This window comes from Collimonas arenae (assembly GCF_001584165.1).
Lineage (GTDB): Bacteria > Pseudomonadota > Gammaproteobacteria > Burkholderiales > Burkholderiaceae_D > Collimonas > Collimonas arenae.
Genome location: NZ_CP013233.1, coordinates 1,558,179 through 1,571,404, shown reverse-complemented (window position 1 = coordinate 1,571,404; position 13,226 = coordinate 1,558,179). Strand labels below are relative to the sequence as shown.

The following is a 13,226-nucleotide window of genomic DNA, read 5'->3' as shown; positions in this document are numbered from 1 at the left end:
ACCGAACGCCGACCTGATCGTGCTAGCGACCGTACCAGTACCGACGATGCTGTTCGCGATACGTGGCCGCAGAGACATCCGTGTCGAATTTCAGCAGGATTGCTCCGTCTTCGTCGTTGCGCAAAATCTTTATGCCCAGATCACGGTATCGCTCCAGCACTTGCAGTTTCGGATGCCGGAAACGATTGCGATATCCAACTTGGAACAACGCAATTTGCGGATCGACTTCACTCAGAAAAGCGGCGGTTGAAGAGGTGCCGCTGCCATGATGTGGCGCCAACAGGACAGTTGCCTTCAACTGCCCTGCGTGGCTGGCAATCAGTTCCCGTTCCTGTGGCGCCTCGATATCTCCTGGCAAAAGAACGACATGATCTCCATGCGTAATCTTGATGGTGCAGCTCACGGCATTCGGCTTACTTATTTTCTTCGCCGGTTGCGCCGCATAATGCTCCGGTCGCGGATATAGCATCTCGAATCGCGTATCCCCCCATTGCCATGTCTGCCCTTCGCGGCAGCGTCGGTGGTCGGCGGCGGTCACTGCAATCGGATGGGCCGCGGCGAGCGATGAATACACCGTAGCCACCTCAATACCGGCCATCACTGACAAGGCGCCTCCAGAATGATCGATGTCTGCATGCGAAACAATCAGCGCATCAAGTGCATCGATGCCGCGCGCCCTCAGGTAAGGGACGATAACGCGGTTACCAGCATCGGACTTGCCTCCATAGCCCGGGCCGGTATCGTACAACAAACGCCGCTCAGGTGTCTCCACCAACACCGCCATGCCTTGCCCGACATCCAGTGCAGTGACCCACATCTCTCCGGCACCAGGCCGGCTGCCGCTATCCACCAGCAATGGCAACCACCCGCATAACGCCAGCCAACGCAACGGCCAGCCGCGCGGAGCAAGTATCCACAAGGTAGCGAGCAGCGCGATGGCAATCGTCCACGGGCTAGGAACCGCCGCTTGCCACACTGCAAACGGCATGCTGCTCATCCAGGCCAGGACTCCCGCCAACTGTTCCACCAGCGCATGCGCCGCTATCAGCAGCCAGTTCGACAGCGGCGCCGGCAGCACGCATGCAGCCAACGCCAGCGGCGTAACCGCCAGCCCGATAACGGGAATCGCCACGGCGTTGGCAAGCGGGCCGATCAGCGAGATGCGTCCAAACAACAATACCGTCAACGGCAATAAACCGATGGTGACCGCATATTGCGTCATCCCAGCCGCCTTGACGCCGCGCAACCAGTTGCCGGCCCTTGAGGCCTGCTCAGCGGCGCCTGCCTGCATGCGACCGAGCCCGGTATAAAGAATGACGCCGACAGCGAAGAATGACAGCCAGAATCCTGGCCATAACACCGCCCAGGGATCAATCAGCAATACCAGTGCCAGGGCAACACAAAGCACATGCGAGATGCTGATGATGCGGCCACTCCACAAGGCCAGTGCGACCACCAGCAGCATGTACAGCGTACGTTGCGCCGGTACGCCGAATCCTGCCAGCAAGACATACACAAACGCTGCCAGCGCTCCGCTCAGCGCAGCGACTTTCTGCGCAGGCAGCAGTAACGGCAATCTGGCATCGGTAAAGAATGAGCGCCGCCAAAGCCCTCCCATGACTGCAGCAAAAAGAGCAGCAATCATTGTAATGTGGAGACCCGAAATGGCGACCAGATGACTCACTCCGGTCCGGTTAAACACCTCCCAGTCAGATTGATCGATGGCACGCTGGTCGCCGATGACCAACGCCACCAGCACGCCGGCATAGCGGTGATCTGGCAACGCATGCAGAATGCGATCACGCAAGTTGCCGCGCGCAGCCTCAATCAGATTTCTCGGGCTGGCCACGAACGCGGCCAGCATTTGGTTTTTCAACTGCTGCTTCCGGTCCGAACGGACGTAGCCGGTAGCACGCAGATTACGCTCCAACAACCAGGCTTCGTAGTCGAACAGATGAGGGTTGGCATTGCCATGGGGGCGCTTCAAACGCACCGTCAAACGCCAGCGGGAACCCGCCTGTAGTAGAGACAGATTCGTTTCGTCCATGTCGTCCGGCGCAGCTGTGGTATGAGTCCCAGGGCGATACCAAGCCAAGGACACGCGCTCGGGAACAACCGGCGTTTCGCCATCCCGTGCCAGCACTTGCTCCACCGCAAAGGTAAAGCCGACGCCGCGCTCGAAATGCGACGGCAAGCTATCCACCGTGCCAATCAGCGTGATGTCTCGCCCTTCCCACTGCGGCGGCAATTCCTGTCGCAAGTAATATTGGGCAAACAGCCCCGCCCAGGCAAAGCCGAATATCGCACCAGCCAGGAATTTTGCAGACAATGTCACATGTCGGCGGCCGACTATGCCTGCGACGATAAATAGTGCTGTCGCCAGCACAAGCAGGCAAGAAAGCATCCAGCTGGCTGGCAATGCAGGTTGAATTTGCAAAAAGACAACGCCAAGCGCGAATCCGATAATGGCGCAACGCATTCCTGCTCAATTTAGCGGAGTGCCGCCAGTCGCGGCAGGGCTGCACGGGCGTTGGCCGATGTTGCGGCAGCCAGTTCAGAGATTGGCACGCCGCGCAACTCAGCCAGCACCGCGCCGATCTGGGGAATCTGTCGAGGACTGTTTTTTTCCGGATGCAGCCAGGACGGCGACATATCCGGTGCATCGGTTTCCAGCACCAGCGCGCTCATCGGCAATTCAGCCGCCAACCGCCGAATCTGCAGGGCACGTGTGAAAGTCATCGCTCCGCCGAACCCAAGCCGGAAACCGAGCCGGATAAATGCTTCAGCCTGCTGGAAACTGCCGTTGAATGCATGGGCAATGCCACCCTGCACCTTGATCCGGCGCAAATGCTTGAGCAGGATGTCTTGCGAACGCCGTACATGTAACAGCACCGGCAAATCGAATTCACGCGCCAGTTTCAGTTGCTCGACGTAGAAATACTCCTGCTTTTCCCGCAACGGCCCGTGCTCCATGCCGGGTACGAAGAAGTCCAGCCCGATTTCACCGATTGCCACAAAGCGCGGATCATCCATTGCCGATGCGATTGCCGTATGCAACGCGAGCAGATCGGACTCGTCGGCTTGCGGCACATACAATGGATGGATGCCCAATGCATACGCGCAGTTCGGCAGTTGCGCGGCATGCCTGGCGACGGTCTCGAAATTGGCGCGCTCGACCGCCGGTATGACGATCCACTGCACCTGCTGCCGCGCCGCTTCAGCGGCGACCAGCACCTGCTCGCCAGAAAATTCGGCGGCATCCAAATGGCAGTGCGTGTCGATCCACATCCGGAAACCTTTAGAAATGATGAGGCCGACATGCCGACAATCGGCAGCGGCAAGAATTGGTAGATTGACATCCTAGCATGCGACAACGGCGCGCTGCTTAAGCATCTGCATAAAGTATCCGCATAAACAATCCCGTCGCACAAAGCCAGAGCCTGATAACATGATGCCAAAAAGTATTTAGAAAGCAATGCAGATGTCTACCGCAAACAAGCCTTCGGTTCCTCAACAAGTATTCGATCAGCGCGAATTCCGCAATGCTTTGGGAACCTTCACCACCGGCGTTACCATCATCACCGCCTGCCGGCCCGACGGCACACTGGTTGGCGTCACCGCCAACAGCTTCAACTCGGTGTCGCTCGATCCACCGCTGGTCTTGTGGAGCCTGGCCAAGTCATCCAACAGCCTGCCCGCCTTCGAGCAGGCCGAGCACTGGGCCGTACACATCCTCTCGCATGACCAGGATCAGCTCGCCACCCATTTCAGCAAACGCGGCCACGACAAGTTCGCCGGCCTGACAATCGAGCGTGGTCTGGGCGACGTACCGCTGCTGGCCGGCTGCACCACCCGCATGCAGTGTAAAACTGCCTATCGCTACGATGGCGGCGACCATATCATCATGGTCGGCGAAGTCATGAACTTTGAACACTCGGATATGCCGCCGTTGGTTTATCAACGCGGCAACTACGCCATCGCCACCCGCAAGGAACTGGCCGACGAAGCCGAAGCGCTGATCAAAGCGACGGCTTCATCGAACGGCAGCGACGAGAACTCATTGAGCTACCTGCTCGGCACCGCCTACTTCCAGATGTACGGAAAATTACGCGCATTCGGCGCCGAACACGGCTTGAACGATACCGAATTCTTCGTATTGAATGCGCTGGCCGCACGCCAAGGCCGCAGTCTGGAAGAATTGAACCGGCTGTTTGTGTATGCCGGCCACTCGCCGTTGCTGCATGTGCTCGACGACATGAGCGCACGCGGACTGTTGCAGATTGCGGTGGATCAGGGCGATCATCACGCGCGCGGGCTGTTCTACCTGACACCGCTGGGACAAGAACTGGCGCAGCAGATCGCCGATGCCGGCCGTCAGAGCGAAGCCGAAATGCTGGCCAACTTGGGCACCGTCGACGCCATCGCCATGCGCACGCTGCTGCGCCGCTTTATCAACTTGCCGGGCTACGACAAACTCGACGAGTGACGCTTGCTTAGCGCCATTCTTCGGTTGATTCAGCGATCGACCACCAGATTGGCCACTTGCAGCACTTCGCCGCTGACGGCATTCTGCACAAACGTCACGATGCCAAAACGATCTGCGCGGATATCGGGCGCGATACTGTCCAGCGCGATTTTCTCGCGGATTTGCGCAACGCCGTTTTTCAGCGCAAATGGCCCCAGCCAACGTCGCACCACATAGTCGTGATGCAAGGTCACGCCGCCATTCTCGCCGGCCGATACTTTTGATACCAGTTTGTTTTCATACAGTGCGACATAGGCGTTGTGGCTATCCTTTGAATCCTGGCGCAGCTTGACATTCGAGGTCAGGTCGAATGTGCGCACTGCAGTCGACGCCAATTTGATCGAGATATCTGCTGGCGCTGGTTGCGCGGTGATCTTGCTGATTGCGCCGTCGAAGGCACCGTCGGAACTCCAGCGCCGCAACTCCTTGCCGCCGACGAAGATTTCGGGCGTGTATACCACGCGGCTGTTGGCGAATGCGGCTAGTTCCTGTTGCCGCACGGTGAAGCGGTGATCGCCGAAGCGATCTTTCCAGCCGAGATTGTCCCAGTAGTCGACATGCAGGGCCAGCGGTACGATGCGGTTGGCCTTGGCTTGCGCGCCGACCTTCGACAGCCATTGATCGGCGGGCGGGCAACTGTTGCAGCCTTCGCTGGAATAAAGTTCTACCAGGGCGACGCGGTTGGCGGGGCTTTGGGCGGTGTAGTCGGCTGCATGTACGATGGCGGGGATGCTTGCGGCCAATGCGGCCAGGGCCATGGTTTTGGTGAGGTTGACAAGAATTCGCACTTTGGTCTCCAGGGCTGATGAATGTTGTGGTTTAGTCGTACAGTGATCAGCTTCCTTACAGATTTTATGCTCCTGTGCAGCGAATCACCGGGCGGCGCGTGGGAAGCGCACACCACCACCATTCGATCGACAACGACGCCCCCACGCAGTTAAATGGGGTCAGAGTTTTTTTTCGCGGTTCTTTGCGAAAATTACTCTGACCCCATTTAACGGACCACGGAGTACGCTCGGCGGTGCATTAGTCTTGTTCGTCCGAAGTTACTTAAAACGGTTGCTACTCCGTAGAGGCTTGCCGGGGGCGGCCCGGCAGCCGCTCACTTTCTTTGCTTCGCCCCTAGCCGGGCGCCCGAAAGTAAGCAAAGAAAGGCGATCGCACAGCCGTTGCCCGCCGTTGGCGGGTCCCCAAATGAGCCGTGCGCCAGTCGGATGGGACACAAACTCGCTGCGCTCAAACATGTGTCCCATCATTCCCGACTGTCACCCGGCTCATTTGGCAACGTCAGCATGCGAAAAGTCAAAAGCAACGGCAAAGTCAAAAGCCAATTCAAAAGCAACATCAAAACCAACAACAGCATCAAAACCAACCCCGAGCAGTTAAATGGGGTCGGAGTTTTTTTTCGCGGCTTCTTGCGAAAATTACTCTGCCCCCTTTTAACGGACCACGGAGTAAGTGCGGCGGCACATCAGCCCTATTCGCCGAACGTTACTTAAAACGGTTACGACTCCCTGGATGCCAGCCGGAGGCCGCCCGGTGACCTCTCAGCTTTTCACCACAACGATCCTCCACCTGACATCAAGGCGCACGATAGAGGTTGATTACGTCGCGGTCTACGCGTACCAGGTTTTGGCCAGCGTCGACGACGAATTCGGCGCCGTTGAATGATGGTCTGGTCAGCAACAGGATGGCGTCGGCGATTTCCGTGACTGGGGCGATGTAGCCCAGCGGAGTTGAGCGGGCCGAGGAATACTCGAAATCGGCCTGGGTCTGGTCGCCGCTTGGCGTCATCAGGCCGGGATACAGGGCGTTGACCCTGAGCACTGGAGCGCTGGACATAGCCAGCATTGCGGTCAGGTTGCCTAGCGCGGCCTTGGCCACGGTGTAACTGAAATCCTCGGGATGGAAGTTAGCGCGGACTTTTTGATCGACGACGTTGATCACTACGCCCTGCTGTCCCCGTTGCTGTGCTTGCTGGTAAAAAGCCTGAGTCAGCAGCAACGGCGCGCGGCAGTTGACTTGCCACGAGCGCTCCAAATCATCCAATGCGAAATCAACCAGCGTGTCCGGAAAAAAAATCGCGGCGCAATTGACCAGCACATCGAGCCTGCCGAACCTGGCGTATGTCGCGGCAATCATCGCCTGCAGTTGCTGCGGATCCTGCAGATCAGCCTGCTGCAGCAACGCCACGCCGCCACCGGCTTCTATCGCCTGCGCGGTATCCAGCGCATCCTGTTGCGAACTGCCGTAGTGCACCACCACCGCGTACCCCGCTTGCGCGAAACGTTCGGCGATCACTCTGCCGACCCGCTTGGCGGCGCCGGTAATGAGCACCACGGTTTGTGTCATGTCGGCTGGCAGCGGCGTGTTGGGGGCTTGCATGCTCAATTTTTGACGGCAGCGCCGGCCACGCGCTCCATGAATTGCGCCAGGCGCAGGTCGAGGTCGGTGACGCCGTTGGCGTCGTGGGTAGTCAACAACACAACCACGCGGTTGTAGACGTTCGACCACTCCGGATGATGATCCATTTTTTCCGCCAGCAAGGCTACCTGTGTCATGAAGCCGAAAGCGGCGTTGAAATCGGCAAACAGGAAAGTCTTTTGAATCGCATCGCGGCCGTCGACAGCAGCCCAACCGTTGAGGCTTTGAATCGCGGCGGCGGCGCCGATGTGCGTAGAGTGTGGCATTGCAATATCCGTTCGTGAAAACTCCAATTCTATAACCGGAAGCGATGGAATGAGAAAAAGATATCTACCGGCTGCTACCTCCTGGGCGTCGCACAGGGAGAAACCGCCCCCTTGCAGCGCGACCTCAAAAGATCAACAATCGTAACGGCAAGATTTTTTTCGAAGTGCTGTCAACCAGCTGCCGCGCCACCGGCGTTAATGAGTTGTCATCAACGAGTTGCGACATCCGTCCTCGTCAATTAAAGGAGCCACCATGAATTCGAAGATCACTGCTGTACTGTTCTGCGCGCTTGCCCTGGCCGGCGCTTCCGGCGCCGCCAGCGCTAAAGGCTGTATCAAGGGTGCCGCCGTAGGCGCGGTTGCCGGTCATTATGCCGGCCATCATGCGGTTATTGGCGCAGTCGGCGGCTGCGTGGCCGGACGTCACCTGGCCAACAAGAAAGCAGCCGACCAGGCAGCCGCGGCTCATGCTGCTGCGCCGGCCACACCGGCACCAGCCAAATAAGCCACCCAAACCCGCGCAGAATTTGACCTGCGCGGGTTTTTCCTCATCAAATCGATGAGCAGGGAATGTCATTGCCGACGGACAACGCAGCATGTTGGCATAATAGATGCCCTTACGCATTTCTCTGGGCAACATGAAATTCCTGGCAATCTCCGGCAGCCTGCGTGCAGCCTCCCTCAACTCCGCCCTGCTACGTGCCATCGCCCGTCTTTCACCGGATGATATCGAAGTGGAATTTTTCACTGGACTAGGTGAACTTCCGCTGTTCAATCCTGATCTTGAAGCGGACGATCCGACGTCTGTCGCTGACTTGCGCCGTCGGATCGCCTCAGCCGATGCGCTGCTGATTGCCAGCCCGGAATACGCGCACGGAATTACCGGCGTCATGAAAAACGCGCTCGACTGGATGGTAAGTTGCGAAGCGTTTGTGTTCAAGCCGGTGGCTTTGCTGAACGCATCGCCGCGCGCGGTGCACGCTCAGGCAGCCTTGCGCGAAGTCGTCACGGTGATGTCGGCGCACATTGTCGATGAAGCTTGCATCACGGTTCCGCTTCTCGGCGCACATCTCGATGAAGAACAGATTGTGGCCCATCCGCAGATAGCCGCATCGCTGCGCGGAGTGCTGGCTTCTTTACGTGAGGCCGCGCTGGCGGCGCCACCGAACCCGCAATAATTTCCCTCACGGCCTGGGCCGATTCCCCCCGCTGCCTAGCGGGCGATTAACAGCAATGCCAGCGCAATCGCAGCCGGCATTGCCTGGATGAAGAGGATTTTGCGGCTGGCGGTGAGCGCGCCGAAGATACCCGCGACGATCACACACGCCAGGAAAAAGACCTTGATCGAGAAGCCATGCGCGCCAAGGCAAATTCCCCAGGCCAGGCCAGCTGCCAGGAAACCGTTGTACAACCCTTGATTGGCAGCCAACGCCTTCGATGCCGTGGCGAACTCTTGAGTCAGGCGAAATGTCTTGATACCGAACGGTTTATCCCAGAGAAACATCTCCAGCACCAGGAAATAGACGTGCAGCAAAGCGACCAACGCAATCAGCAGGTTGACGACAGTATTCAAGACAAGCTCCCTTTTCAGTTGTTGTAATAGCGCCGGCTGGTGCCATAGTTGGCTTAACCGAGGCCACATTTATTTACTACGAACACGATCACACACAGGCAGAACGATCACAAGTCTACTACCTGCTCTTCTTCATTCATTGGCTGCAGCCTGACTGGCATGCAACGCCGCCAGTTCGGCATCCAATGCCGCCACGCGCTTGGCTGCCGGGCGTGCATTGACGCGGCCGATATAGGCTTGGATCAATGGCGTCAGAGGCACCAGCTTGAAGGATGTGGTCCACGTCAACGCGGTACCCCAGAGGACGTCGGCGGCACTGAATTTCTCCCCCAGAATGTACGGCCCTTTTTCCAGCTGGTCGGTCAGAGTCTTCCACATTGAATCGAAATCGCCATAAGGACACGTAGACGGCGGCGCCGGCGCATGCTTTAGTGCACGGTCGATCAACGCTGGCTCAAAACACGAACCGTAATACACCATCCAGCGCAGGTACGGGCCGCGCAGCGGATCGTCCAGGGCCGGCGCCAGACCTGCGTCCTGATAGAGGTCGGCAAGATACAGGAACACCGCGGGCTGCTCAGTGATCAGTGCATCGCCATGTTTGATGGCGGGCACCTTGCCCATCGGGTTGACCGCCAGGTAGGCGGCACCGCGCTGCTCTCCCGCCTTCATGTTGAGCGCATGCAGTTCGTAGTCGGCACCCAATTCTTCCAGCAGGATCCGGGCACCGGCAGAACGCGTGTTCGGCGAATGAAAAAAAGTGACCCGGCGATTCGATGCCATCTCATGTACTCCTTTTATCGTCAAATTCATCATGGTTTTCAGTGAAAACCTGCCGAGTCTCCATCGGCCTTTCGTTACGGCAAAAGCATTCACAGCATGCCAAGGGCATGGCCACTTCGCTACTGCAGGCAATCGCACATGATAGTGTCGGATACAGTATGTAACATGCAAGCAATATTGCGCCGCCGAATTAGTCGAAATACTCCATTTTCATCGTTGAACTACACCTTTACTTGGCTAATTTGCAATCCACCTCACTCATCGCGCCGACTATAAATACGCGCCTCGTGCGCCGCCTCCCCATAGGGCCATCGTGTCGCCACATAGCCGCCTCCCGATCGATTTAGCAGATTCTGCCTGTAAGTTAAATGTGAAAAGTGTAAGCAAATGCACGGGACACATTTCCGGGCTCCTGGCTTCGTACAATCGATATCACTGAACACATTCAGGAGCGCAAATTGAAACATCCACTCAGCATCGCCGCCATCATAGCCGGACGGTTTTCCACTTTCATCTCTTCGCCCCTCAAGGAACCCGATGAAATCGACGTTGTTCTCAGGAGCGCGCCACCGCCATCCAAGGACGAAATCACGCCTAGCCCACGAGCTGGCATGGTGTGGAGTCCCGGTTTCTGGAACTATGTCGGTGGCTGGTATGTGTGGGAAGCGGGTCATTGGGAGCTGGATCGGCACGACCAGCAGTATCAGAAACCAGGGTGGCAGAAGGTCATCCACGGCTGGAAGCTGCAACGCGGCGGATGGCGCGTCACATCAGTGAATTTCATCAAATCCGGATTGGCTGCGAAAGGCCAAGATGATGGAGCGGAGCCGCGATACGACCCGCTGGCCGCATTTCGCTGAGCTTGCCGCTTGCCCTAATCGGCAGGAACTTTAAGTCGCTGCCGTCGGCACTTGAACTGCAATTATCCTAGCCGCTTGTCGAGTGCGTCGCGGCGCAACCGGCTGCGTTCCTGACAGCGAAAACAAATCCAGCGCTTGGATTTGTTGCGTATCACGAATTCGCCTTCGGCCACAGGCACCTCACCTTGATGATGCGAACAAAAGCGCTTTCCGGTCACGTTGGCGGTAGCCTGCGTCACCAGCGCGAGACGGTCCTGTCGTTGCAGATATGCGGTCATAACTGATTGTTCCTTCTACGATAGAGGGCTTCCTGCCGATGCAGGCATCCACCCTGAAATGCAATGCTGCTATTTCCCGAAGGGATTGATGTTGACGGCCTGCCGCAGGCTGGTTGCTACGGGCTTGCTGTCATGGACGCCATGCTCGCCATTCACAACGGCTGCCCTGGCATCAATTCCACTCCCATCCATCAGCCATACTGCATAAGCGCCACCGGCGCCCAGGATCAGCGCGGTAATAACCCAGGTTAAATTCGACCTGCTCATCTCCATCTCCCCGAACACTATGTGCGCCCGGAAGACCTGGCTGGTCCTCCGAGCGAGCTTCCCTACATCAAGAAAACAAATCATCAACGTGCAAAATCCGATGTGTTCTGGATGAAGGTATTCAGGTTGGCGATGTTCAGGCTACCAAAGCCCGTCGTTGCGTCCCAGCCTTTGGCAGCCTTGTAGCCGTACGAGCTGCTGGCGCCATTGGTGCCGGAAGTCACGTCGTGCAGCAGCGCGGCATTGGCGGCCAGCGGGAAATACTTGTAGAAGCTGGCTGCCGGGAAGCCCAGCGCATTGCCGTTGGCCGATTGCAGACGTGCCCAGGTGCCGGTGAAGATCGGCGCTGCCAGGCTGGTGCCGCCCACTGTACCGGTTTGGCCGTTGTAGTAGATGGTGGCGCCACTGGCGCTGGCCGCATCAAACGCGATGTCCGGCAGGCCACGGGTGGTCTTGCCGGCAGCAATTACGCCCGACTGATAGGACGGTGCTGCTTCGTATTTGCTGTAGCCGCCGCCGGTTGCCCACAAGCGCTTGGTCGGATCGGAATCGCCATTGGCATCGTACACGCCAATCGCGCTCAATCCCTCATTCCAGACTGTTTCGCTGCTGTAGGCACCGGACGCGGTGTACAAGGTAGTACCGCCGACAGCGATCACGTATGGCGAGCTGGCAGGCTCGCTGACATCATAGGTGGATTTGTTCTTCGGTACGCCTGGCGCGCCGGAGATCGAGCTGGTCTGGCAATTGTAGGTGCCGGCGTCGCCTGTCGAGATCGAGAAGGTTTGTCCTTGCGCCACGGCTTGCTTGAACACATTGTCGTCAGCGGCCTGGGTGCCGTCGCTATGCGTATCCGATTCGCAGCCGCCGAGCGAGACGTTGATCACTTTTGCCAGGTTGTCGCTGACTGCCTGGTTATAGGAGGCAGTGATGCTGCTGAAATTCATGTCTGGCGATGCGTAGAATATCAACTGCTGTACTGCGCCGCCGGAGGTGCCGGTGATGGTCTGGCTGTCCAGATTCCACTCGACCTGGCCAGACGTATCGCTGTAATCGCTGCCTGCAGGGCCGGTTTGCACCACTGAAGTGTTGACGGTAGCGAAACCGTTGGCCGAAGTGAAGGTTCCCAGATCGCTGATCGTCGGATCGATATTTCCTTCGGAAATGATGGCGACCGTGGTGTTGGATGCGGTCGGCGTCGAGCCGGCGTTATAAATTGCGGGGAACTGCGCTGGGCTGTGCGGCGTTGCGATAGGGGTTGCGCTTGGCTTGGCCTTGGCTTGCAGCGCCACGCTACCCTGCGCGTTAGGTATCCAGCGATGATGGGTCTGGGCCACCGCGACGTTTTGCAGTCCGAGCACCGAACCGACGATATTGCCCAGCGCCGCAGGCACTTGCGCTGCGTCGGTATTGGCGAACACTTTGCGGCCGTCTTGCTGGAAGCGCTTGAGCGAAGTACGGAATGCAGTTTGCACGGTGGCGGCAGTGCCGTCGGCGAACACCAGTTGACGGTTAGGTGCAATCCGGATGTTGACGAAACCAGACTTGCTCAAGTGCGCGACCACCGCAGCGACATCTTTTTCCGTCGGCGCATACAACGCAGCGAACTGCGCAGGCTTCAGGAATTTGCCGTAGGAGGCAGTGCCCGGCGTATGCAGATCTTGCAGGAATTTATCGAGCTTGGCTTCGTTGCGCAGATTCAGACTCAGCGTTACATGGACTGGTTCGCCCTGCGCCAATTGCACTGCCGATGCTGCCGGCGTTGCTATGCTGGCGTCGGCCGCCAGGCTTTTCTGATTAGCCTGCACTTGCGGCAAGAATGCTTGTGTCTTGGTTGCGACCCAAGTGCCGGTATCCGCCACGGCTGCATGGACGGACAAGGAGGCAAACACCAAGGACAGCGCTAATGACAATGCCGAAACCTGGGGAATCGCAAAATTTCCTGCTGGTACTTTCGATTTCATATCGCTTATTCCTATTGAATGGAACAGATAAAAGAAGCCGCAGCCCTGCACTGAATGGACAGTGCATAGGTTGGTCTGGCGCTGGAATCTGCGTCACGCGCCGTGACGCAGTTATTAACGGACTTGCGGTCCGCTAACCGGATGGCCGGAGCGTAATCGCTACCTGAGCCTGAAGACGGGAGGAGATGTGGTGCGCAGGGCGCGGGAAATTTCGTCGGACGACGATGGCGGCAAAATGGCGGAAATCAAATTGAATCTGACGCAAATCATGATGCTTCCCTCTTGA

General features: G+C 57.9%; 15 protein-coding genes. 5 read left to right on the top strand and 10 right to left on the bottom strand.

What is annotated here, in order from left to right:
* Positions 1-22: 22 nt before the first annotated feature.
* Together CAter10_RS07475 and CAter10_RS07470 are read right to left on the bottom strand one after the other, a co-directional pair.
* On the bottom strand, positions 23-2,437 hold the full coding sequence (locus tag CAter10_RS07475) for a DNA internalization-related competence protein ComEC/Rec2 (RefSeq protein ID WP_335339740.1): 2,415 nt from the start codon (positions 2,435-2,437) through the stop codon (positions 23-25).
* Positions 2,438-2,490: 53 nt separating this feature from the next.
* Positions 2,491-3,288, bottom strand: a complete 798-nt coding sequence (locus CAter10_RS07470; RefSeq protein ID WP_061532921.1) for a TatD family hydrolase — start codon at positions 3,286-3,288, stop codon at positions 2,491-2,493.
* A 193-nt stretch (positions 3,289-3,481) separates the two neighbouring features.
* On the opposite strand from CAter10_RS07470, the gene CAter10_RS07465 reads away from it, so the two are divergent.
* Positions 3,482-4,486: a flavin reductase gene (locus CAter10_RS07465; protein WP_061535221.1), complete on the top strand. Its 1,005-nt coding sequence runs from the start codon at positions 3,482-3,484 to the stop codon at positions 4,484-4,486.
* A gap of 29 nt (positions 4,487-4,515) precedes the next feature.
* Here the strand turns inward: CAter10_RS07465 and CAter10_RS07460 are convergent, their stop codons facing one another.
* Positions 4,516-5,313: a DUF1223 domain-containing protein gene (locus CAter10_RS07460; protein ID WP_231879218.1), complete on the bottom strand. Its 798-nt coding sequence runs from the start codon at positions 5,311-5,313 to the stop codon at positions 4,516-4,518.
* Between the two features lie 504 nt (positions 5,314-5,817).
* On the opposite strand from CAter10_RS07460, the gene CAter10_RS22330 reads away from it, so the two are divergent.
* On the top strand, positions 5,818-6,024 hold the full coding sequence (locus CAter10_RS22330; protein ID WP_128083010.1) for a hypothetical protein: 207 nt from the start codon (positions 5,818-5,820) through the stop codon (positions 6,022-6,024).
* Between the two features lie 82 nt (positions 6,025-6,106).
* Here the strand turns inward: CAter10_RS22330 and CAter10_RS07455 are convergent, their stop codons facing one another.
* Entirely contained in the window at positions 6,107-6,910 is an 804-nt protein-coding gene (locus CAter10_RS07455) for an SDR family oxidoreductase (RefSeq protein WP_231879215.1), read from the bottom strand.
* A 2-nt stretch (positions 6,911-6,912) separates the two neighbouring features.
* Entirely contained in the window at positions 6,913-7,215 is a 303-nt protein-coding gene (locus CAter10_RS07450; protein WP_061532920.1) for a 4a-hydroxytetrahydrobiopterin dehydratase, read from the bottom strand.
* 253 nt (positions 7,216-7,468) lie between these two features.
* Here CAter10_RS07450 and CAter10_RS07445 point away from each other — a divergent pair, with 253 nt between their 5' ends.
* Both CAter10_RS07445 and CAter10_RS07440 read left to right on the top strand, forming a co-directional pair.
* A complete protein-coding gene (locus CAter10_RS07445; RefSeq protein ID WP_061532919.1) occupies positions 7,469-7,720 on the top strand; it encodes a hypothetical protein in 252 nt (83 codons plus the stop codon).
* A 106-nt stretch (positions 7,721-7,826) separates the two neighbouring features.
* On the top strand, positions 7,827-8,393 hold the full coding sequence (locus CAter10_RS07440) for an NADPH-dependent FMN reductase (protein ID WP_197467205.1): 567 nt from the start codon (positions 7,827-7,829) through the stop codon (positions 8,391-8,393).
* Between the two features lie 35 nt (positions 8,394-8,428).
* Here CAter10_RS07440 and CAter10_RS07435 read toward each other — a convergent pair whose 3' ends face one another.
* Together CAter10_RS07435 and CAter10_RS07430 are read right to left on the bottom strand one after the other, a co-directional pair.
* Positions 8,429-8,788 (bottom strand): DUF1304 domain-containing protein, encoded by a 360-nt coding sequence (locus CAter10_RS07435; protein WP_061532917.1) that lies wholly within the window; start codon positions 8,786-8,788, stop codon positions 8,429-8,431.
* Between the two features lie 132 nt (positions 8,789-8,920).
* On the bottom strand, positions 8,921-9,571 hold the full coding sequence (locus tag CAter10_RS07430; protein ID WP_061532916.1) for a glutathione S-transferase family protein: 651 nt from the start codon (positions 9,569-9,571) through the stop codon (positions 8,921-8,923).
* A 458-nt stretch (positions 9,572-10,029) separates the two neighbouring features.
* Here CAter10_RS07430 and CAter10_RS22325 point away from each other — a divergent pair, with 458 nt between their 5' ends.
* A complete protein-coding gene (locus CAter10_RS22325) occupies positions 10,030-10,431 on the top strand; it encodes a YXWGXW repeat-containing protein (protein WP_128083009.1) in 402 nt (133 codons plus the stop codon).
* Between the two features lie 62 nt (positions 10,432-10,493).
* Here CAter10_RS22325 and CAter10_RS07420 read toward each other — a convergent pair whose 3' ends face one another.
* The 3 genes from CAter10_RS07420 to CAter10_RS07410 form a co-directional block, all read right to left on the bottom strand.
* Positions 10,494-10,709 carry a hypothetical protein gene (locus tag CAter10_RS07420; RefSeq protein WP_061532914.1) on the bottom strand — a complete coding sequence of 72 codons (216 nt, stop codon included), beginning with the start codon at positions 10,707-10,709 and terminating at the stop codon, positions 10,494-10,496.
* Between the two features lie 69 nt (positions 10,710-10,778).
* The gene (locus CAter10_RS07415; RefSeq protein WP_061537081.1) at positions 10,779-10,976 is read right to left on the bottom strand and encodes a hypothetical protein; all 198 of its coding nucleotides are present in this window, start codon (positions 10,974-10,976) and stop codon (positions 10,779-10,781) included.
* 83 nt (positions 10,977-11,059) lie between these two features.
* Positions 11,060-12,940 (bottom strand): S53 family peptidase, encoded by a 1,881-nt coding sequence (locus CAter10_RS07410; protein ID WP_061532912.1) that lies wholly within the window; start codon positions 12,938-12,940, stop codon positions 11,060-11,062.
* Positions 12,941-13,226: the final 286 nt, after the last annotated feature.